Below are 19836 nucleotides of genomic sequence, written 5' to 3'. Positions count from 1 at the left end.
CGCCCGGCCAGGTTGAATGGGCAGGTGGACGACCGACGGGATGGTGGTGGCGTGGCCGTGGAGCGGGAGCGGGAGCGGGTGCGGATCGAGCCGTGGAGCGAGGACGACCTCGACCTGCTGCGCCGGATCAACACTCCGGAGATGAAGCTCCACCTCGGCGGCCCGGAGACGGACGAGCAGGTGCTCGCCCGGCACGAGCGGTACGTCCGGTTCGCCGACTCCGGCCAGGGGTGCATGTTCCGGGTGCTCGCGCTGCCGGAGGCCGTACCGGTCGGAAGTATCGGCTACTGGATCCGCCTCTGGCACGACGAGAAGGTCTTCGAGATGGGCTGGAGCATCCTGCCGACGTACCAGGGGAGGGGGTTGGCGACCGCGGCGCTCGCCGCCGTGGTCGACGTGGCCCGGGCCCGACGGACCCACCGGTACGCCCACGCGTTCCCGTCGGTCGACAACCCCGCCTCGAACGCGGTCTGTCGCAAGGCCGGTTTCCAGCTCCTCGGCGAGACGGAGTTCGAGTTTCCACCGGGGCGGCCGATGCGCTCCAACGACTGGCGTCTCGACCTCACCGCCTCGGCACCCGGCTGATCAGGCCGGCGGGTCGACCAGTTCCATCAGCGGTGAGTTCGGCGGCTCCGTCCGGGCCTGCACCCGGACCCGGTTGCTGTACTCGCCCTCCACCAGGTTGTTCGGCGTGGTGTAGACCGCCCGCCACACCTCACCGGCCCTGAGGAACACCAGCACCTGGCCCTTGATGGCGAAGAACTCCAGCATGTCGACCGGGGCACCGACCCGGCGCTCGACGAACTCCCGGCTCACCGGGTCGGGAAAGACGTGCACCGTGTCCCAGTCACCCTCGACCAGGTCCCGCAGCAGGGCCGAGTCACCCTCCCGCTGCACCTGCCGGATCCGCTCGCTCAGCGCGGCGTCCTCACGCAACTCCACGGCTTCGTCCCCGCCCCTTCCGCCGCAGGCCGTCAACACGAACACGAGCGTGAGCAGCACCGGCAGGCCGGAGCGCCACCCTCGCACCCTAGTTGTCGACCGTGCCATAGCTCTCACCGTCGCCGCCGTAGTTGTAGCCGCCCGACCAGTGCCCGTCCGTCGTCTCCGGGTCCATCCCACCCTTGCCGGGCGGATCGGTGGCCCGGCCGGTCTGGCCCATCTCCACCTCGTTGCTGCGTACGAGTTGGCCGTCCTGGCCGACCACCACCATCTCGCCGTTGTGGACCGCGGCCTCGACCAGCCGGGCCAGCTCGTCCGGGTCGGCGTCCGGGTTCGCCGCCGCGATCCGCCGGCCGACCTCGTTGTTGTGCAGGTCCATCGCCTCGGCGCTGGCGGCGTTGGTACTGACCCGTTCGTGCGAGGTCGTGTACTGCTCGGTCCACTCCACCCCGAACCGGTTGCCGAGCATCGCGTTCCAGTACGCGTGCCGGAACGCGTCCGAGTGCCCGTCGGTCAGGCCCTGCCCGCCGAAGACGTTCTCGCCGCTGTTCAACGCCTTCTTGTAGATGTCGTACGCGTCCTTGGCGCCGAACAGGCCGAGGTCGTCGAGCAGCCTGGCCTCGCTCGCCGTCATGTCCATCTGGCCACGGAGCCAGCCGAGCACCCCGGTCGGCCACTTGACCATGCCGTCCGGGTCGACGGAGACCTGGTACCTGCTCAACAGTTGGTCGTGCAGGCTGCCCTGGGTCTCGCCGTACTGGGCGGCGCCGGCCACGCTGGTCGCCCCGCCGTCGCCGATCTCCCCACGCTGTGCCCTGCCCAGCACCCCGGCGAGCTGCGCGTCGACCTGGTCCGCCCGGCGCAGCACGAGGCTGACCTGCGCGTGCAGGTTCTCCATCGTCTGCCGCTGGCCGGGGTCGTCCGCCGGCTGGCCGTCGGTGGTGGCGACCGCCCCGTCGTCCCGGATCACCAGCCCGTACCGGGCGGCGAGGCCGTCGGCGTCCGCGACCAGTCGCCGGAGTTGGGCGACGTCGTCGGCGGCCTCCTCCACCGCCCGGCGGACCGCCGAGACGGCCGCGACCTGCTGCTCCAACTGGTCGGCCAGCCGGTGGAGATTGTTCTGCGCCTCCGTGGCCGAGCCGCCGATCCAGCCGGTCGGCCGCGCCGATGCGGCGACTTCGTCGCCGGTGCCAATCAGTTCCTCGGCGCAGCGCTTGAGCTGGGTCGCGACGTCCTCCAGCACACCGGCGTCCCACCTGCGGAGGTCGGCGAGAGTCACCACAGCTCGGGCCTCGTCCTGCCCATCCCCGGGCCCGTCCCGGCCACCCGGATATTGGCGGCGGCCTGCACGTCGCTCGCCTCGTAGCTGTCTGCCGCCGCCGAGAGCTTGTCGGCGTACGTCGTCGCGTCCGCCGCCCAGGTGGTCAGCTGTTGTCGCCAGGCGGCGGCGAGCGTCGGTACGACGGAGGCGGAGCGGGAGCTCGGCAGTGCCGACCCGATTTGCTGAACCGATTCTGCGAGCTTCACCTGCCGGACGATGTCCGCCGCGTCCGACGCTGCCTTGGCGGCGCGTCGGATCTCGCCGATGACGACCTCGTAGCCCGACACGTCGACTCCCGAAATCGATAAGCGCCAAACTTTGATCAACTCTAACAGTCGGCGACCTGGAACGTGTCCGGCGAAACGGGCATCACCCGCACTTGCCCGAATACTTCTCGCGTATTCCGGGCATGCGGCAGTAGTCTCGCGCGATGCATCGATCCCGCGCGTACGCCGTCATCATCGACGTACCGGAGAGGGCCACCTCCGCCGCCGCCGATTTCTGGTCGGGGCTGTTCGGTTCGCCCGCGTGGGCAGTGCCGGGCGAACCCCAGTTCAGGTCTCTGAGAAACGCGATTCCGGGACTCGTCACCGCGATCCAGTCCGTCGACGACACGGCTCGCTATCACCTCGACATCGAGACGGACGACGTGCCCGCGGAGGTCGCCCGGCTGATCGCCCTGGGCGCGACCGAGGTCTCGACCTGGCTGGAGTGCCATGTGCTCCGCGCCCCCGGCGGTCACCTGCTCTGCGTGATACCGGTACACAGCGATCCGGAGGTTTTCAGCGCGGGAGCGCGAACCTGGCAGTAGGGCGGGGCGGCGCCCGCGGTCGGGCTAGGACCCGTGCCGATCCGTGTACCAGACGACAACGTGCCCCGGGACACTGCTGTCGGCGGAATTGAGGGTGACGCCGACGACCATTCCGTGGTCGTTGATCCCCGTCGTCTGCCCGGTGTCGTCGGAGCGGGGAACGTCGAGTTGGGTCACCGTGCCTCGCCGCCACACGTAGCCGCGTCCGCCGGACGGGCCGACGAGGCTTCCCGTCACCTCACCGCGTTCGTTGATTGCTCGGGCCGTGGACGAGCGCACGCCCGGAAGGTTGACCAGGTCGGTGAGCACGCCGCGATGCCACAGGTACGCCCGCCCCGGCCCGGTGGCGGGGTAGCCGGTGAAGACGACCTGTCCGCTGTTGTTGAGATCGATCCCCCCGGTCGTCGGCGGGGTTGGCACGCCCAACTCGGTACGCAGGCCCCGGTCCCAGAAGAAGATGGATCCGTTCCCGTCCTGTGGATAGTCGCTGCCGACGATCTGCCCGAGGTCGTTGAAGTCGTTCAGCGAGATGTCGTGGCCGCCGAGAGCGCCCAGGTCGGTCAGCCCGCTGCGGTCGCTCCACAGGAACATCCGTAACGGTGAGATGCCGAACGGTCGTGGCGGCTCGTCGCTGAGGTAGTTGGCGGCCACCTGGCCCCGGTTGTTGATCAGGGCGGGGGTGTACCGGGTGTCGACGGGGCCGGGTGATGGCAGCCTGGTCATCACGCCGCGTCGCCAGACGAAGAAGGCGTCCGATCCGTCCGCGGTGTTGCTGACGCCGACGACCTCGCCGCGTTCGTTGATGTCCAGTGCCCGGCTGTTCGCGCCACCCAGGGTGCCGAGGTCGGTCATCACGCCGCTCTGCCAGATGAACGCGTGCAGGTCGCCGGAGGGTGTGCTGAACTCGCCCACGACCTGGCCACGGTTGTTGATGTCCCGCGTTAGGCCGTCGATGGCGGTCAGCACGCCGCGCTGCCACAGGGCCACGGCGCCCATGACCTGCCCCAGATTGTTCACCTTGCCTGGCGAGTCGAGCGATATCGGCACAGCGGGGATCGACCGATGTGCCAGGGTGGCGGGCACGTCCGCGTACGCCGGGGACCCGGTCGCTCCTGAAACTCCAGCCGTAGCCACCATCGTGGCGGTCATGGCGAATACAAGACCTGCCCGCGTTCGTCCAAACACCGAAAGTCACCTTCCTCGACCACCGTGCCGGCGAGCGTGACGGCCAGCGCAGTCGTACGCTGCGTTTCGGCCACCGACGGCTTCCCGGCACGTCGAAAACGCGACCGGGGTCCAGAGTCACGGGATATCGCTCATGGTGCGCCGACGCCGGAAGCGGCACAAGGGACTGGCCGTGCCAGGTCACGACGGCTACCCGAGCGATTTGTCGCTTCACCGCGTGCGATCGACGGCATCCGGACCCGTTGACTCCATCGGACCTGCGATATCCGCGCCCACTCACTGCGCGTGATCGACGCAACCCCGCCTCGTGTCGGACATCGGATAACGCCGCCAAGCGGATACCTGCTATGTGGGGCGTCCGGCGGAGTCGGCTTCCGTGACCGGGAAACAGCCGGCGAACGGGTCGGGGTAGTGCCGCCAGCCGGCCTCGCCGTCGGCGAGTTCGGCGTCGGTGAGCAGGCAGCCGGCGAGGGTGCGGTGCAGGTCGACCGGGTCGAGGTCGAAGCCGATGAAGACCAGGTAGTTCTCCCGGTCGCCGTAGTACGGGTCCCAGTTCAGCGCGGCGGCGAGCCGGCGTTGGTCGCTGGCCTCTTCCCAACCCTCGTCCGGTACGTCGACCAGCCAGCGGCCGAGCGAGTTCAGGGTCAGTCCGCCGCCGGCGAACTCCCAGCCCACCGCGGTGTCGGGCTGACTGGCGAGCCAGAGTACGCCGCGCGACCGCAGCACCGGCGCGTTCACCGCCTCCAGCAGCCCGTGCAACCGTCCAGGATGGAACGGCCGGCGGGACCGGAAGACGGCGGAGACCACCCCGCTCTCCGGCAGCGGTTCGTGCACCCCGAGCAAGTAGCCCTCGATCCCCCGGGCCAGTACGCCGGGAGTCTCCGGCCGGTGTCGGTCGGTGTGTCGCAGGTGCCGGGCGAGTGCGCCCGCGTCGACGTACGGGTCGTCGACCGGGAGCTGGGTGGCCCACGGGGCGAGCCGGTGCAGCAGCACCGACAGTTGGCTGCTGTCGTGGTCGCCGTCCCGCCCCTCTCCCCACACCACGAGCGTGTCGGCGTACTCGATCTGCCGGACGAGTACGTCGGCCAGGGCCCGGTGGTCGTCTTCGGCGGCCTGGATGCCGAGCCCGGCCAGCTCTTCGGTGCTGGCGAGCCCGTCGAGCAGATGCTCGGCGTCGACCACCGTGACGTACGAGTCGAAGTGCACCCGGTCGGTGATCGGGGCGCCGTCGACCAGGGCGTGGGCGCAGGCCTCGGCGACCGCCTCCGGTTCGACCGTCTCCGGCAGCACCAGCACCAGGTCCTGCCCGGGATGGGTCCGGGCCAGCCGGGCCAGGGTCGGCAGCACGTCCTCGCGCAGCGTGCACGAGAGGCAGCCGTGCACCAGCCCGACCATCTCGTCCTCGACGATCCCGGTGCCGGTACGGACGACCCGGCGGACCACCCCGGCGCGGAGGTCGACCAGTTCGTGCCGGACCAGCAGCAGCGACGGGTCGTCGGCGAGTAGCGCCCGAGCCAGCGCGAAGGTGGCGGACGGCCAGAATCCGGAGAGCACGGTGACCGAGGCGCGGCCGTCGGTGCGTACGTCGGCGGGGGTGTGGTTCGGAGCCAGGGGTGACGACATCGGGGCATCCTCTCGGTGTACTTGAAAACGATTGTCATTATGGCATGACTGCCCCGGGTCCGAGCCGGGCGGAGGGGGCTGTCGAGAATGAAAACGATTGCCGTTATAGTTCCCGGCTTGAAGACCCGGTTTGAGGGGCCCGGCGTGAAGACCCGGCTTGAGAATCCGGCTTGAGAATCCGGCTTGACTGAAGCGGGCCATCGCCGACCCGGAAACCAGGCCGGGAGTACGCGCCGAAGCCGTACGCCGGCTCAGCGCCCTGCCCCGCGACTCCTGCCCGGTACGGCTGCGCTCCCGCGACCAGATCGACGGACGACCCCGGGGCGTGTTCAGCCGGTTCGGGCTGTCCCGGATGCGGTTCCGGGAACTGGCGCTGCGTGGCGAGTTGCCCGGCGTACGCAAGGCGTCCTGGTGACGTCGGGCGACGGCGATAACCGGCAGGGGCTGCTGGTGAAGTGATGGCGGAGTCAGCGATGGTGGCGCTCGGACGCCGAATTGACTCCGCCACCAACCGTTCCATGATCGGGACCGGAAGCGAGTGGTCGGTCAGGGGGCGACGGACGGGCGTCAATGGCGGAGGATTTTTAGCATCAGTGGCATGACGTATCCGTCGCGCCCGTCCCGGCCCTTGCCGGGGCGGAAGTCCGGAACCACGATGCCCGTCCTGCTCAACGTTCTCGTGACACTGTTGGCGGTGTCCTGTGTGGTCGGCGCGGGCGGCGGATTCTGGCTGTTCCGAAGCTTTCAGGAGGCCGCCGGTCCGGCCCGCCGCGCCGGTGACTGGTACCTGAGCGACCTGCGGGCCGGGAACTGGGCGGGCGCGTACGGCCAGATTTGTGCCGCCACCCGACGATCCGTGACCGAGCAGGAGTTCGCCATCGCCCAGCAGGCGGGACCGAAGGTTACCGACTACGAAGTGGTGGGGACGAAGGCCGGCAACGACAACGGACGACGGACCGCGACCCTGACCCTCAGGGTCACCGATGTCAGTGGTGCGGTCCGGACCCAGGAACTTCGGCTGGTCAAGGAGGGCGTCAGATGGCGCCCCTGCCCTTGAGGACGGCGCAGTCGAGGAACGGCGCAGTCGAGGAACGGCGCAGTCGAAGAGCAGCGCGGTCGAGGAACGGCGCTGTTGAAGTGCTGCGAGGAAGCGGCGCCGGTCAGCCGACCGACGCGGGAGCCATCTCCGCGACGGTCACCTCGACCCGAGCCGGCGTCTTCGCCTCGACCGCCGCGCGTTTGCGGGCCCGATGCGCCGCGACGTGCGAGCGGGTGGCGCAGCGCTCCGAGCAGAACCGGCGGCAGCAGTTCGACGAGGTGTCCAGGTAGACGTTGCCGCACCGGTCGTCCGCGCAGAGGCCGAACCGTGCACTGCCGTACTCGCAGAGCCAGACCGACAGACCCCAGACCGCGCCGGCCAGGTACTCGGCACTGACCGAGGCGCCCCGGCTGGTCACGTGCATGTGCCAGTCCTTGGCGTCGTGACCGGAGATGCGCGGCTGAACGGGGTAGTTCTCCAAAAGTGAATTCAGCTCGGTCACCGCGTCGGCGTCCCGGCCGGCGGAGCCAAATTCGAAGACGTCTCGGAGTCGTTTCTGGGCTCGGCGGAAGGCGGCGACATCGCGTTCGGTCACCTCATCGCGCATCCAGCCGTGCTCCTCGGGAAAAACGGCCCGGAGGTCGTCGAGGTCGTCGAGTCGCGCGTTGACGAGATCAACCCCGGTCCGGGCGTACGCGTCGAAGTTCACCCGACAACCGTAGACGACTCACGGCTCTCGTGGCGCGTCCACGTAGTGGGGAAGGAACCGCGCGTAGCCATCGGTGATGAGGCTCTTGCTCTCCCGGATGCCCGCCCCGGCCGACTCTCCGGCGACCACCCAACTGCCCAACACCACGTGGTTATCCGAAAACGACGGTAGTGCACGGAATTCCTGGTAACACCATCCTTCGTCACCGTAAATGCCGGGATTGTTGATCTCTCCGGCGCCGGTGACGATCCGGACCGATCCGCCCTCCCGACCCAACAGCGGCTTGACCACGTATTCGGTCATTCCCCGGGGCGAGTCGAGATACGCCGGCAGCAGGAACGGATGATCGGGATACAGCTCCCAGAGCACCGCGAGCAGCGCCTTGTTGGACAGCAGCAGCTTCCAGGCCGGCTCGATCCAGGTGGTCGGCGTGCCCGGTTCCAGCGCCAGCCGGCCGTACGGCTCGGCGAGCATCCACTCCCAGGGGTAGAGCTTGAAGCAGGTGAGGATCGGTGTGCGAACCCCGTCCGCGCCGCCCGGGGCGGTGAACCGGCGACCGTCCCAGCCGATTTCCAGCATCGGCAGCATCTCGGTCTTCAGCCCGGCCTGGTGGGCGGTCTCGGCGAGGTAGCCGGCGGTCATCTGGTCCTCGCCGGTCTCCTCCTCGTCCGACCAGGCCACGTGCAGCAGCGGGTCGTGCAGCCCGGCGCCGATCTTCCGCCAGGCATCGACCAGCCGCTCGTGCACGCTGTTCCACTGGTCGAGGGTGGGGCGGGTGTCCTCCAGCCAGTACCACTGGATCACCGACGCCTCGACCAGCGCGGTCGGAGTGTCCGCGTTGTACTCCAGCATCTTCGGCGGCCAGGAACCGTCGTACCAGAGATCGAACCGGCCGTAGAGGGTGGGCGGCTGCTCCCGCAGCGACCGGGTGACCGCCTCGGCCGCCCAGGCCGGGATACCGAACTCGGCGAACCGGTTCTTCGCCACCACGTGCTCGGCCGCCGCCACCGACATCCGGTGCAGTTCCTCGGTCGCCTCCTCCAGTCGGAGGACCTCGTCGAGTTCCATGCGGTAGCAGGCGCTCTCGTCCCAGTACGACATGAACCTGCCGTCGGGCAGCTCGGTGTCGGCGTAGACCAGACCCTGGCCACGGACGGTCGCCGACCAGTCCGGGCGGGGCGTGCTGCTCTCCCGCCGCACCGTCAACCGCCGCAGGAGGCGAGGTGGGTGCCGAAGCCGCTCTCGGTAGGTACCGCCGCGACCGGCTCGACGCCTCCACCACCGATCCTGGCCTCGACCACGCCGACCGGGGCCGGGTTGGCGGTGGCGAGGGAGCGGTTCTTCGGCTTGGTCGACCGCGAGTCGCAGTCGTCGTCGTCACCCACCTGGTTACACCCGGTGAGGGTCAGGGCGAGCGCGGTGAGCGCGCCCAGGTGCACGCTGGCGGACCGGAGACGCCGTCGCGAAAGTTTTTCCACGAGATCGTTGTAGCCGATGGGCGCCACCGCCGGATACCCCTGGCGGCCCGGAACCGGTGGACGATGCCTCCCGGGACCCGTCCGCCGCCCCGCCCGAGCTGCGGTTTCCGGAGGTCGCCGGCTCGGCGTCGGCGTCCCCGCGTACCGGGAACCGGCTGGCGTTACGCTCGGCTCATGCTCCGATCGGTCATCCTCGCCGCGTCCCGGTCAACCCGGTTCGAGCGGCTCGTCGAGACGGCCCCGTTCACCCGGGACGTCGTACGCCGGTTCGTCGCCGGCATCTCCACCGACGACGCACTGCGCGCCACCCGTGCGCTGGTCGCCGATGGTCTCGCCGTCTCCATCGACCACCTCGGCGAGGACACCGTCAGCGGGGACCAGGCCACCGCCGTCCGGGACGAGTACGTGCGCCTGCTCTCCGGACTCGCCGAGGCCGGGTTGACCCCGCCGGCCGAGGTCAGCGTCAAACTCTCCGCGCTGGGACAGAAGTTCGACGAGCGGATGGCCCGGGAGAACGCCCAGGCGATCTGCGCCGCCGCGGCGGCGGCCGGCACCACGGTCACCCTCGACATGGAGGACCACACCACCACCGACTCGACCCTCGACATCCTGGCCGAGCTACGCAAGGACTTCCCGGGTACGGGGGCGGTGCTCCAGGCGTACCTGCGGCGGACCGAATCCGACTGTCGGGAGTTGGCCACCCCGGGATCCCGGGTACGGCTCTGCAAGGGGGCGTACAAGGAACCCGAGTCGGTGGCGTACCAGTCGGCCCGCGAGGTGGACAAGTCGTACGTCCGCTGCCTCAACATCCTGCTCTCCGGCCCCGGGTACCCGATGATCGCCACCCACGACCCCCGACTGATCGCCATCGCCGAGGACCGGTCCCGATGGTTCGACCGGGCGCCGTCCGAGTTCGAGTTCCAACTCCTCTACGGCGTACGTCCCGACGAGCAGACCCGGCTCGCCGAGGCCGGGCACACCGTACGGGTCTACCTGCCGTACGGCACCGACTGGTACGGCTATCTGATGCGGCGGCTCGCCGAGCGCCCGGCCAACCTGGCGTTCTTCGCCCGCGCCGTCGCCACCCGGCGATAGGCGCCGCCGGCCGAACTGGGCGGTCGGTCCGGTAGGGGCATTCGGCTTCCGGCCGGCACGACAGGCGCATCCGGCGCCCCAGGGTTCTGGTCCTGCTGACCGTTGCCCCGGGGAACCGGATGCGCCCGCTCCGTCGTCGACGGTGGTGCTCCTACCGTTCACCGATCGTCGACTACCTGTTCCTCGTGTCGAGGATCAGGCGAAGCAGTTGTCGATCTCTTCCGGGCCACCACAGTTGGTGGGCCGGTTCTTGATGATCACCGAATCGTCGTCCACCTTGACCTTGGCGTCCTTTGCGAAGACACCGCCAGCCTTCTTGGTGGCGTCGTTCTCGGTGATCTTGACCCAGGACAGCTTCAGCGAGCCGCCCGTGACGGCGATGCCGCCACCGACCGAGCGGGCACCGACAGCGCTGTTGTAGCTGATCTCGGTCTTCCGCACGATCACTTCCGACTTCTCGCCGAAGATCCCGCCGCCGTCACCACGGGTGGTGTTGCGGGTGATCTTGCTGTCGTCCACCACTAGCAGGCCCTTGATGGTGGCGATGCCACCGCCGTTGGCGGTCCCGAGGTTGTGGCTGACGTTGAGGTGCCGAATCGCGAGGGTGGCGTCCTTGTTGAAGAGGCCGCCGCCCACCTTGGCGGTGTTGCCGTTGACCTCGCCGTCCTCGACCTTGGTCCGGGCCGAGACGCTGGCGATGCCGCCGCCCTCGGCCGCGTTGTTGCGCTCGAAGGCACTCTTGATGATGTCGGCCGCCCCCTTGTAGTTGGCGAGCCCGCCACCGGCCTTGGAGGCGCTGTTGTCGAAGAACTCCGTCTTCTCCACGGTGAGGACACCCCCGTTGAGGATGCCGCCGCCACTGCCGGCCGAGTTGTTCTCGACGATCTTGCTCTCCGCGACCGTCAGGTGACCGTCGTTGAAGATCGCCCCACCGCCACCGTCCTTCGAGAGGGCGGTGCTGTGCTTGATCGTGGTGCGCTTGACTACGGCGCTCGCGCCGTGGTCGATCGAGATCGCACCACCATCCGAGGCCCGACCGTTCTTGAGGATGACGTCGCTCAACTCCAGGTCGCCACCGTCGCGGACGGTGAAGAAGCGGAAGTCCTTGGCGTACGAGTCCCGGGTGATGGTCGCGCCCTCGCCCTTGATCGTGATCGGCGTCTTGATGACCGGCAGGCCCGAGTTGTCACCGTGCTTGCGGCCCTTGCCGTCCTTGCCGTCCTTGCCGTCCTTGCCGTCCTTGCCGTTCACGCCGTCCATGCCGTTGGCACCGGACGTGCTGGTGGCCGACGGCAGGGTACCCGCCTCGCCCGTCGTCTTCTTCCAGTCTTCCTTGCCGCCCTTGCCGTTGTGCTTCTCACCACTGTCGTCGTACGCGGTGAGCACGTACGTGCACTTCGGCGCGAGTTTGAGGCTGGCTCCACCCTCGGCGTTGGCGTGCACCAGCGCCGCGATGAGTTCGTCCGGGTCACAGGGGACGGACGTAACCTTCTCGTCCTTCTCGTCCTTCTCGTCCTTCTTGTCCTTCTCGTCCTTCTTGTCCTTCTCGTCCTTCTTGTCCTTCTCGTCCTTCTTGTCCTTCTCGTTCTTCTTGTCCTTCTCGTCCGAACCGCACTCCCGGCCCGATTCCTGGCTGCCGCCGCTCTGCGACCCGCCCTGCCAGCCGGAGCCACTCTCGCTTCCGCTCCCGCTCTGGGATCCGCCGTGCCAGCGCGAGCCGTCCGAACCGGGGGTCTCCCCGGACGAGCCGTTCTCGCCGCCACCCTGCGACCCGCCCTGCCAGCCGGAGCCGCCCTGCGACCCGCCCTGGGAACCGCCCTGCGAGCCGCCTTGCCAGCCGGAACCGCCCTGCGAGCCGCCCTGCGAGCCACCCTGCGAGCCACCTTGCCAGCCGGAGCCGCCCTGCGAGCCGCCCTGGGAACCGCCCTGCCAGCCGGAGCCGCCCTGCGACCCGCCCTGCGAGCCACCCTGCGAGCCACCTTGCCAGCCCGACCCGCCCTGCGAGCCGCCCTGAGAACCGCCCTGCCAGCCGGAGCCGCCCTGCGAGCCGCCCTGGGAACCGCCCTGCCAGCCGCCCTGCGAGCCACCCTGCCAGCCGGAGCCGTGTGGGTCCTTGGACTCCTCGTGCTTGTCCTTCGGGTCCTTGGTCTCCGTCGGTCCGGCCTTCGGGTCCTTGGTCTCCGTCGGTCCGGCCTTCGGGTCCTTGGTCTCCGTCGGTCCGGCCTTCGGGTCCTTGGTCTCCGTCGGTCCGGCCTTCGGGTCCTTGGTCTCGGCCGGTCCGGCCTTCGGGTCCTTGGATGCCGTGGGTCCGGCCTTCGGGTCCTTGGTCTCGGCCGGTCCGGCCTTCGGGTCCTTGGACTCTTCGTGCTTGTCCTTCGGGTCCTTGGACTCTTCGTGCTTGTCCTTCGGGTCCTTGGACTCCTCGTGCTTGTCCTTCGGGTCCTTGGGCTTGTCGTGCTCACCCTTGCCCTGCCACGAGCCGTTCCAGCCTCCGCTGTTCCCGGTGTCGCAGCCCTTGTCCTTCTCCCCACCCTGCCAGCCGCTGCCGCCAGAGTCCTGACCCTCTTCGCGCTTGTCCTTCGGGTCCTTGGGGTCTTCGTCGTGCTTGCCGGGATCGTTGCCGTTCTCGCCCTTGTCGTTGTCGGGGGCGACGACTGACAGATTTCCCAGGTTCAGATCGGTCAGGCCCTTGTCGCCGGCCATCGTTGCCACGCCGGTGAGGCCAGCCGCTCCGACCACCAGGCTGCCCGCGACGATCCCTCCGGCGGCTAAGAACCACCGGGATCGCCGCCTTGTGGGCCGCGTTGTGGGCTGACCGGGATCCGCATGGCTCCCTTGGAATTCGGACATCAAGCTCCCTGCCTTTCGAATACAAGACACGGCCGCACCAAGTGGGGCGCGGAGGGCTACAAATGGGTTGTAGCCACTGAACGTCACCGTACGGCGCCCTTCTGGGCATCGCGGGCTTACGTGAAGAAAACCCACGATTAAGTGGAATTAGGCTGCTGCACGCTTGAAAAGTGCGATCCGGATCGACGGCGGCCAGATCCCATCAATTCAGTTCGGGCAAGGAAAAGCAGACAGTGAGTCGAGAGGACTTAATATGCGATACGTCGAACAAGACCCGGAAAGGTCGAATCCGTACATCCGACGCGTTGGGGCACGGCCCACGTGAAAGCCGTCGTATCCCGGTCAGGGATCCTCCGGATGGCGGACCCTCCACCCGACCCGCGAGACTGACCCGGTGACGGCCGCTATCGACGACTACGTCTCCGAGGTGGGCTCGGGGCTGCGGGGATCCGCCCGGCTCCGCGCGGACATGTTGACCGAGATCCGTGACGCGCTGGTCGACGCCGCCGAGAGCCACCAACGGGACGGGGCCGGTACGCCGGAGGCGGAGCGGCTCGCCGTACTGGAGTTCGGGTCGGCGCGGCGGATCGCGGCGGGGCTTCAGGACGTGCTGGCCGTTGACCAGGCCCGCCGTACGGCGGGGCTGCTGCTCGCCGCACTCGGCACCCAGTTCGTCACGACCGAGCTGATGGGCCGGGTGGGCGGCTGGCAGCAACTGTGGGGCACCACCGAGCCGGGTGCGGCCTACCTGTGGCTGGCGCGGGCGACCGACGTGTTCTCCGGGTTCGCGATCACTACCGCCGTCGTCACGGTCGTCCTGCTGCGCTGGGGGCTGCGCCACGTCGGAGTACACCTGGTCGTGGCGCGGCTGACCGCCGTACTCGCCTCGGTGGTGATCGGGACGACGCTGCTCTGCGGCGGGCTGCTGACCGTACTGCCGCCTCAGGGCGGGGGTGCCGGGCTGCTGGCGGGCGGGCTGGGCTGGCTGACGTTGTCCGCCCTGGTGCTCGCCTCCGCCTGGCACTGCTGGCACGCGGCGGCCCCGCACCGGGAACGGGAACTCCGATCGCCGCACCAGCTCGTCGGGTCGTAACGGGCGGAGGGGCGGACCGGCGGACCGTGCGTCCACAGAGGACTGTCGTGAGGTCGGGCTGGCGCCCGACGCCCCTGGTCGCGCCCGCCGTGGTCGGTGACGACGGCCGTGTCGATCCGGTCTCGGTTGACCCAGATGGCGAAAGGTGGGTCGCACGACTGGACGGATGGTCGTACTCTCCGGGCCGTGAGCGACGGGGACTACGGGCATCAGCCGCCGGCCGGATACCAGCCACCAGCCGGCCACTCCCCGCCGGCCGGATACCAGCCACCAGCTGGTTATCCGCCGCCGGCCGGATCCGAACCAGCCGGTAGTTACCGAGCGCCCGATGATGACCAACCGCCGGAGAGCTACCCGGCCCCGGAGAGCTACCAGCAGCCCGGCTACCCACCCCCGGGCGGCTACCAGTCGCCCGCCGGCTACCCGCCCCCGGGCAGGTACCAGCCCGCCGGCTATCCGCCGCCCACCGGCTATCCGGCACCGGGTGGCTTCCCGGTACCGGGTGGCTATCCGACACCCGGTGGCTATCCAGCACCGGGTGGCTACCCGACGCCCGCCGGCTATCCGGCCTCCGGTGGCTATCCGCCGCCCGGCGGCTACCCGGGGCCGGGCGGTTATCCCGGTGCCGGCGGCCCGGTGCCGCCCGCGCGGCGCTCGTGGCGGCCGTGGGTGGTGCTCGGGACGGTGCTGGTGCTCCTGCTCTGCGCGACGCCGGTGGTCGCCGGGGCGGTCGTGCTCGCCCGGAACGGCTCGCCGGAACAGGAGGCCGAGGCCGGAGCGGCCGTGGCCAGCCCGGAGCCCGGCGACGCGCCCACCGTCACCCGGGACTGGCTCGGAGACCGGGTCATGGGCCTGCTCGACAAGCAGGCGACCGCGCTGCTCGGCGGCGACGAGAACGGTTACCTCGCACTCGCCGGGCCGGGCACGCCGCTGTCGCGGCAACTCCGGCGGGAGTTCCGGACCCTGCGGGCGATGCAGGTCACCAAGTGGCAGCCGGAGCTGCACGGCAAGCTGGTCCGGCTGGACGAGCCCGGCACCTGGCGCGCGGACCTCATCGTCCAACACTGCTTCGTGACACCGGACTGCGAACCCAACGAGATCACGATCGTCACCCGGTGGCGGGACACGGCCGGCCAGCCGCAGCTGACCGCGATCGACCCGCCCGAAGGCCCCGACCGGCCACGGCCGTGGGAGACCGACGAACTGGTCGCGTCGATCGGTGACCGGACGCTGGTCGCCACGCCCCGGGCCTTCCGGGACCGGCTGCCCGAACTGCTGCGGGAGGCCGAGAAGGCGGCCAAGGTCGCCGACCGGTACGCCGTGGACGACTCGCCGCCGGACCGCTACCTGATCTTCTACGCCGGGCCGAACGAGTGGAAGCTCTGGTACGGCGGCGACCGGCCGGAGTGGACCGCCGGCTACGCGGTGCCGGTCGGTGAGGAGCAGTACGACCTGGTGCTCAACTCGAAGGGGCTGGCCCCCGGCCAGTACGGCGAGCTGATGCGGCACGAGTTGACCCACGCGTCATCGCTGTCCGGTGCCGGCCGGATCGGCAGCGACGCGTGGTGGCTGGTCGAGGGGTTGGCGGAGAACGCCGCGGCCGGTGGTCAGTCGGTGAACCGCTACCAGGGGCTGCGCGACGTCGAGCGCCTGGTCGACTCCGGTTGGGACGGCAAGCTCGAGGACGTGGCGCCGGACGAGGACTCGGCCGACTGGCAGGTCGCCAGCAGCTACGGGGTCGGCTACCTGGCCGTCCGGCACCTCGTCGACCGGTTCGGCGACCAGGACGTGCTCAACTTCTTCGAACTCGTGGTGCACGACGGCAGGCCGGAGGCGGAGGCCTCGCAGGAGGCGTTCGGTGTGGCCTGGACGACGCTGCACGACGACTGCGTGAAGTACGTGAAGAAGACCGCCTCCTGATCGTGGCCCGTCAATACGGCGGTCGGCGGGCGGCCGGCGCGGCTCGGCGACGCAGCGGCGCGGAGGCGGCGCCGACCTGCGCGTCGAGTCGTCCGGGCGCCCGGCACCTCGTACCATGGCGGCGTGCGTCGTGCCTCTCCGCCGCGCCTGTCCGCAGCATCGCGGCCCCGTCGACCGGTCATTTCCGCCACCCTGATCACCGCCAGCGTCCTCTTCGGCCTCTCCGCCGCCTCCTGTGAGGAAGACGGCGACGTCGGCCTGGCCAGTGCCGAACGGGCCAGCGTCGCCGAACTGGTCGACGCGCCGGCCAGCGTGACGGCGCGGGCCGCCGCCACGCTCAGCGCCCCCGCCGACGGCACCCTGGCCGAGCTGCGGGTGAGGCCGGGTGATCGGGTCAGGTCGGGCCAGGTTCTCGCCGTCATCAAATCCCCCTCGGCCCGGGACCGGCTGGCAAAGGCCCGGCAGGCGCGCGACGCGGCCCGGCGTGCGGGGCGGGGGATCGGCGGCGGCGGTGACCTGTCCCGGCTGCGCCGGCGCACCGACCGGGCGGCGGAGCAGGCGTTCGACGCCGCCCGCAGGGCCGCCGACAAGCTCACCGATTCGCAACAGCGGGCGGTGCTGCTCGCCCAGGTCCGGGTCGCGGAGCGGCAGTACGAGGCGGCGTCCGAGGTCGCCGGGGACGCGGTCCGGGCGGTCCAGCGCGGCGTCGCCGGGCTGAACTCCGCGGTACGCGCGATGTCCGAGGCCCAGCGCCTGCAGGCCGAGCAGGCGTACGACCTGGCGAAGGCGACGGTCGACGCGTTGGTGCTGCGGGCGCCGATCGGTGGCGTGGTGCAGCTCGGCGGCCCCGCCTCGACCGGTGGTTCCGGCTCCACGGAGGCGCTGGCAGGTCTGCTCGGGGCGACCGGTGGGCTCGGCTCGACAACCGGCGTCGACCCGGCCGGGCTGCTCGGCTCCGATACCGCCGCCGCACCCGTGGCCGGCGTCGACGGCGCCGTGCCGGTCGGCGGTCGGGTGAGCGCCGGGACGGCCGTGCTCACCGTGGTCGACCTCACCGATCTCGGCCTGGTGGCCGACGTCGACGAGACCGACGTGCTGCTGGTGACCGAGGGTGTGCCGGCGACCGTCGAACTCGACGCCGCCACCGGCGCCACCTACCCGGCCCGGGTCCGCTCGGTCGACGTACTGCCGACCGCGTCGACCCGGGGTGGCGTGTCGTACCGGGTACGGCTGTCGCTCGGTTCGGGACGGTTCGCCGACGGGCGGGCCGCGCCCGCGCCCCGACCCGGGATGAGTGCGGTGGTCCGGCTGCGGGTCCGGGAGGCCACGGACGCGGTGACGGTACCGGCGGCGGCCGTGCACGTCGCCGACGGACGGGACGCGGTGTGGCTGGTCCGGGACGGTATCGCCGAGCGGGTGCCGGTCACGGTCGGCGTACAGGGGCAGGACCTGGTGCAGATCGTCAGCGGCGTGCAGCCGGGCCAGCAGGTGGTGGTCACCGGAGCGGATCAGGTGCGTACCGGAGAGCGGGTGCGGTGAGCCGCCGGGAGGCGGGACCGGCGTCCGACGGGGCCCGGGGCGGACGGCCGGGGGTCGCGGTCGACGCGGTCGACCTGGGTCGGACGTACGACCTGGGCGGGACGTCGGTGGCCGCGTTGCGCGGGGTGTCGCTGACCATCGCCGCCGGTGACTACGTGGCCATCGTCGGGCCGTCCGGCTCGGGGAAGTCGACGCTGATGCACCTGCTCGGCGGGCTGGACCGGCCGACCGGTGGCCGGCTCGCGATCGGTGGCCGGGACGTGGCCACCCTCGACGCCGGGGAGTTGGCGAAGCTGCGCAACGAGACCATCGGCTTCGTGTTCCAGTCGTTCCATCTGCTGCCCCGGACGTCCGCGGTCGACAACGTGGCGCTGCCGCTGGTCTATCGCGGGATCGGCGGCCGGCGCAGGCGGACCATGGCGGCGGCGATGCTGGGGCGGGTCGGACTCGGCCATCGGCTCGACCACCGGCCCAACCAGCTCTCCGGGGGCGAGCAGCAGCGGGTGGCGATCGCCCGTGCCCTGGTCACCGATCCGGTGGTGCTGCTCGCCGACGAGCCGACCGGCAACCTCGACAGTGTGACGGGCGAGTCGGTGCTGAGCCTGCTCGAAGACCTGAATGCCAGCTCAGGGGTGGCACTCGTGCTGGTCACCCACGACCGGGAGGTCGCCGCGCGGGCACGGCGGCAGGTCGTCATGCGGGACGGAGTCGTCGTCGTACCACCAGCCGACGATCCGGGTACGCCGACGGTCGTGCCAGCGGCACGCCGGGGGCCTGAGATAGTAGATCCCGCTCCCAGCGCGGAGCCCCGACGAGCGTCCGGAAGCGACTCGGGGCACCCGTTCGGTGGCTCCGGTGGCGCCACCGGAGCCACCGAACGCCGCGGGGACACCCCGGCCGCCGGTGACCGGTGCGAGCGGTGCGGCGGGTCGACCGGCACCGGCCCGGGAAGTGGGTCGTGAGGATCGCCGAGGCCTGGCGGGTCGCCCTGGACGCCCTGTCGGCCAACCGGCTGCGCAGCATGCTCACCATGCTCGGTGTGATCATCGGGGTGGCCGCGGTGGTGGTGCTGGTCGCCATCGGCACCGGCGCCAAGCGCGAGGTGGAACAGCAGGTCGAGGGGCTCGGGTCGAACCTGCTCATCGTGGTGCCCGGTCGGATCGACTTCGGTGCGGCACCGGCCGTGTCCCGGCTCTCCCTGGCCGACGTCGAGGCGGTGAACCGGGTGGTCGGTGACCCACGGCGGGTCGCGGTCACCGTCACCTCCGGCGAGACGGTACGCGCCGGCAACCGCTCCGCGTTCACCACCGTGCAGGGCGTACTGGAGACCACGCCCCAGGTGTTCGTCCGTGACCTGGACCGGGGCGCCTACCTCACCGCGTCCGACGTGGACACGAGTCGCCGGGTGGCGGTGCTCGGCGCCACGGTGGCGACCACCCTCTTCGGCGACCGGGAGCCGGTCGGCCAGCAGGTCGCGATCGCGGGCGTACGGTTCCGGGTGGTCGGGGTCTTCGCGCCGCTCGGCCAGAGCCTGGGCGTGGACCGGGACGACGAGGTGCACATCCCGGTGACCGCCGCCCACCGGCTGTACGGCACCCAGCGGATCGACGGGATCGCGGTCAAGGCACCGGACCGGGAGAAGATCTCCGAACTCGGTGACCGGATCGTCGCCGAGTTGTCCCGCCGGCATCCCGACACCGAGTTCAGCGCGGTGACCCAGGAGCAGATTCTCGGCGTGCTCGGGGACATCCTCGGGGTGCTGACCGGCGTACTGGCCGCGATCGCCGGCATCTCGCTGCTGGTCGGCGGCGTCGGCGTCTCCAACATCATGCTGGTCTCGGTACGCGAGCGGACCCGGGAGATCGGTCTCCGCAAGGCGGTCGGGGCCAGGCCCCGGGACATCGGGATCCAGTTCCTGTTGGAGGCGGTGCTGCTGACCGTCCTGGGCGGGGTGCTCGGGATGGGGCTGGGCGTCGGCGCCTCGCTGCTGGTGTCGGCCCTCTCCCCGGTGCCGGCCGCGGTCACCTGGTGGTCGTTGGCGCTCTCGTTCGGGGTCTCGGCGGTGGTCGGGATCATCTTCGGGGTGGTGCCGGCGCAGCGGGCCGGGCGGTTGGACCCGGTAATCGCACTGCGCGCGGAATGACCTCGGATGTGTGGTGGTTTCCCGTTCCCACCTGGCGCTGGGATGTCCAGGGATGATCAATTGCCCGAAGGGATCGCGCCGGTCACAG

General features: G+C 70.5%; 18 protein-coding genes and 1 pseudogene. 10 read left to right on the top strand and 9 right to left on the bottom strand.

From position 1 onward, the window contains the following. Window positions 1-24 precede the first annotated feature (24 nt). Entirely contained in the window at window positions 25-585 is a 561-nt protein-coding gene (locus ACFP2T_RS03155; protein ID WP_377416987.1) for a GNAT family N-acetyltransferase, read from the top strand. Here the strand turns inward: ACFP2T_RS03155 and ACFP2T_RS03150 are convergent, their stop codons facing one another. Genes ACFP2T_RS03150 through ACFP2T_RS03140 form a run of 3 tightly spaced genes read right to left on the bottom strand, consistent with a single transcriptional unit; the run spans window position 586 to window position 2550 of the window. Beyond that, a complete protein-coding gene (locus ACFP2T_RS03150; RefSeq protein WP_377416985.1) occupies window positions 586-1050 on the bottom strand; it encodes a hypothetical protein in 465 nt (154 codons plus the stop codon). Further along, window positions 1031-2221: a DUF6973 domain-containing protein gene (locus ACFP2T_RS03145; protein WP_377416983.1), complete on the bottom strand. Its 1191-nt coding sequence runs from the start codon at window positions 2219-2221 to the stop codon at window positions 1031-1033. Before ACFP2T_RS03145 ends, ACFP2T_RS03150 begins: the two co-directional genes overlap by 20 nt. Then, window positions 2218-2550, bottom strand: coding sequence for a hypothetical protein (locus tag ACFP2T_RS03140; protein WP_377416981.1), 333 nt, complete (start codon window positions 2548-2550; stop codon window positions 2218-2220). The genes ACFP2T_RS03145 and ACFP2T_RS03140 overlap by 4 nt, the downstream gene beginning before the upstream one ends. 143 nt (window positions 2551-2693) lie before the next feature. Here ACFP2T_RS03140 and ACFP2T_RS03135 point away from each other — a divergent pair, with 143 nt between their 5' ends. Continuing rightward, window positions 2694-3074 carry a VOC family protein gene (locus tag ACFP2T_RS03135; protein WP_377416979.1) on the top strand — a complete coding sequence of 127 codons (381 nt, stop codon included), beginning with the start codon at window positions 2694-2696 and terminating at the stop codon, window positions 3072-3074. Between the two features lie 24 nt (window positions 3075-3098). Here the strand turns inward: ACFP2T_RS03135 and ACFP2T_RS03130 are convergent, their stop codons facing one another. Together ACFP2T_RS03130 and ACFP2T_RS03125 are read right to left on the bottom strand one after the other, a co-directional pair. Then, window positions 3099-4091 (bottom strand): hypothetical protein, encoded by a 993-nt coding sequence (locus tag ACFP2T_RS03130; protein ID WP_377416977.1) that lies wholly within the window; start codon window positions 4089-4091, stop codon window positions 3099-3101. Between the two features lie 513 nt (window positions 4092-4604). After that, on the bottom strand, window positions 4605-5882 hold the full coding sequence (locus ACFP2T_RS03125; protein WP_377416975.1) for a CobW family GTP-binding protein: 1278 nt from the start codon (window positions 5880-5882) through the stop codon (window positions 4605-4607). A 187-nt stretch (window positions 5883-6069) separates the two neighbouring features. Here ACFP2T_RS03125 and rpsN point away from each other — a divergent pair. Next, window positions 6070-6297, top strand: a pseudogene (gene rpsN, locus ACFP2T_RS03120) (30S ribosomal protein S14); the annotation flags it as partial. A 183-nt stretch (window positions 6298-6480) separates the two neighbouring features. Continuing rightward, window positions 6481-6939 carry an Rv0361 family membrane protein gene (locus ACFP2T_RS03115; protein ID WP_377416973.1) on the top strand — a complete coding sequence of 153 codons (459 nt, stop codon included), beginning with the start codon at window positions 6481-6483 and terminating at the stop codon, window positions 6937-6939. 103 nt (window positions 6940-7042) lie between these two features. Here the strand turns inward: ACFP2T_RS03115 and ACFP2T_RS03110 are convergent, their stop codons facing one another. Genes ACFP2T_RS03110 through ACFP2T_RS03100 form a run of 3 tightly spaced genes read right to left on the bottom strand, consistent with a single transcriptional unit; the run spans window position 7043 to window position 9108 of the window. Then, window positions 7043-7630, bottom strand: coding sequence for a CGNR zinc finger domain-containing protein (locus ACFP2T_RS03110; RefSeq protein WP_377416971.1), 588 nt, complete (start codon window positions 7628-7630; stop codon window positions 7043-7045). An 18-nt stretch (window positions 7631-7648) separates the two neighbouring features. Beyond that, a complete protein-coding gene (locus ACFP2T_RS03105) occupies window positions 7649-8830 on the bottom strand; it encodes a glutathionylspermidine synthase family protein (protein WP_377417869.1) in 1182 nt (393 codons plus the stop codon). Window positions 8831-8832: 2 nt separating this feature from the next. Beyond that, window positions 8833-9108: a hypothetical protein gene (locus tag ACFP2T_RS03100; protein ID WP_377416969.1), complete on the bottom strand. Its 276-nt coding sequence runs from the start codon at window positions 9106-9108 to the stop codon at window positions 8833-8835. A 174-nt stretch (window positions 9109-9282) separates the two neighbouring features. Here ACFP2T_RS03100 and ACFP2T_RS03095 point away from each other — a divergent pair, with 174 nt between their 5' ends. Continuing rightward, window positions 9283-10203 carry a proline dehydrogenase family protein gene (locus tag ACFP2T_RS03095; RefSeq protein ID WP_377416967.1) on the top strand — a complete coding sequence of 307 codons (921 nt, stop codon included), beginning with the start codon at window positions 9283-9285 and terminating at the stop codon, window positions 10201-10203. A gap of 195 nt (window positions 10204-10398) precedes the next feature. Here ACFP2T_RS03095 and ACFP2T_RS03090 read toward each other — a convergent pair whose 3' ends face one another. Beyond that, complete coding sequence (locus ACFP2T_RS03090) at window positions 10399-13140, bottom strand: hypothetical protein (RefSeq protein ID WP_377416965.1); 2742 nt, start codon at window positions 13138-13140, stop codon at window positions 10399-10401. Window positions 13141-13447: 307 nt separating this feature from the next. Between ACFP2T_RS03090 and ACFP2T_RS03085 the strand changes: the two genes are divergently transcribed. The 5 genes from ACFP2T_RS03085 to ACFP2T_RS03065 all read left to right on the top strand — a co-directional run bounded on the left by ACFP2T_RS03085 (window position 13448) and on the right by ACFP2T_RS03065 (window position 19748). Further along, window positions 13448-14146, top strand: a complete 699-nt coding sequence (locus tag ACFP2T_RS03085) for a permease prefix domain 1-containing protein (RefSeq protein WP_377416963.1) — start codon at window positions 13448-13450, stop codon at window positions 14144-14146. A gap of 186 nt (window positions 14147-14332) precedes the next feature. Further along, window positions 14333-16066, top strand: coding sequence for a hypothetical protein (locus tag ACFP2T_RS03080; RefSeq protein WP_377416961.1), 1734 nt, complete (start codon window positions 14333-14335; stop codon window positions 16064-16066). A 123-nt stretch (window positions 16067-16189) separates the two neighbouring features. After that, the gene (locus tag ACFP2T_RS03075) at window positions 16190-17605 is read left to right on the top strand and encodes an efflux RND transporter periplasmic adaptor subunit (RefSeq protein ID WP_377416959.1); all 1416 of its coding nucleotides are present in this window, start codon (window positions 16190-16192) and stop codon (window positions 17603-17605) included. Then, window positions 17602-18567: an ABC transporter ATP-binding protein gene (locus tag ACFP2T_RS03070; RefSeq protein WP_377416957.1), complete on the top strand. Its 966-nt coding sequence runs from the start codon at window positions 17602-17604 to the stop codon at window positions 18565-18567. The genes ACFP2T_RS03075 and ACFP2T_RS03070 overlap by 4 nt, the downstream gene beginning before the upstream one ends. Next, complete coding sequence (locus ACFP2T_RS03065; RefSeq protein ID WP_377416955.1) at window positions 18564-19748, top strand: ABC transporter permease; 1185 nt, start codon at window positions 18564-18566, stop codon at window positions 19746-19748. Before ACFP2T_RS03070 ends, ACFP2T_RS03065 begins: the two co-directional genes overlap by 4 nt. The last annotated feature ends 88 nt before the right edge of the window (window positions 19749-19836 follow it).

Origin of the sequence: Plantactinospora solaniradicis (assembly GCF_042658085.1) — a bacterium.
Classification (GTDB): Bacteria; Actinomycetota; Actinomycetes; order Mycobacteriales; family Micromonosporaceae; genus Plantactinospora; species Plantactinospora solaniradicis.
Note: the sequence above shows the minus strand (reverse complement) of the source record. Positions and strands in the feature narration are given on the sequence as shown.

Excerpts from the sequence above, each read along its gene's own strand:
- ACFP2T_RS03150 (WP_377416985.1), bottom strand. The coding sequence starts at position 1,050 with ATGGCACGGTCGACAACTAGGGTGCGAGGGTGGCGCTCCGGCCTGCCG.
- ACFP2T_RS03135 (WP_377416979.1), top strand. The coding sequence starts at position 2,694 with ATGCATCGATCCCGCGCGTACGCCGTCATCATCGACGTACCGGAGAGG.
- ACFP2T_RS03125 (WP_377416975.1), bottom strand. The coding sequence starts at position 5,882 with ATGTCGTCACCCCTGGCTCCGAACCACACCCCCGCCGACGTACGCACC.
- ACFP2T_RS03115 (WP_377416973.1), top strand. The coding sequence starts at position 6,481 with ATGACGTATCCGTCGCGCCCGTCCCGGCCCTTGCCGGGGCGGAAGTCC.
- ACFP2T_RS03095 (WP_377416967.1), top strand. The coding sequence starts at position 9,283 with ATGCTCCGATCGGTCATCCTCGCCGCGTCCCGGTCAACCCGGTTCGAG.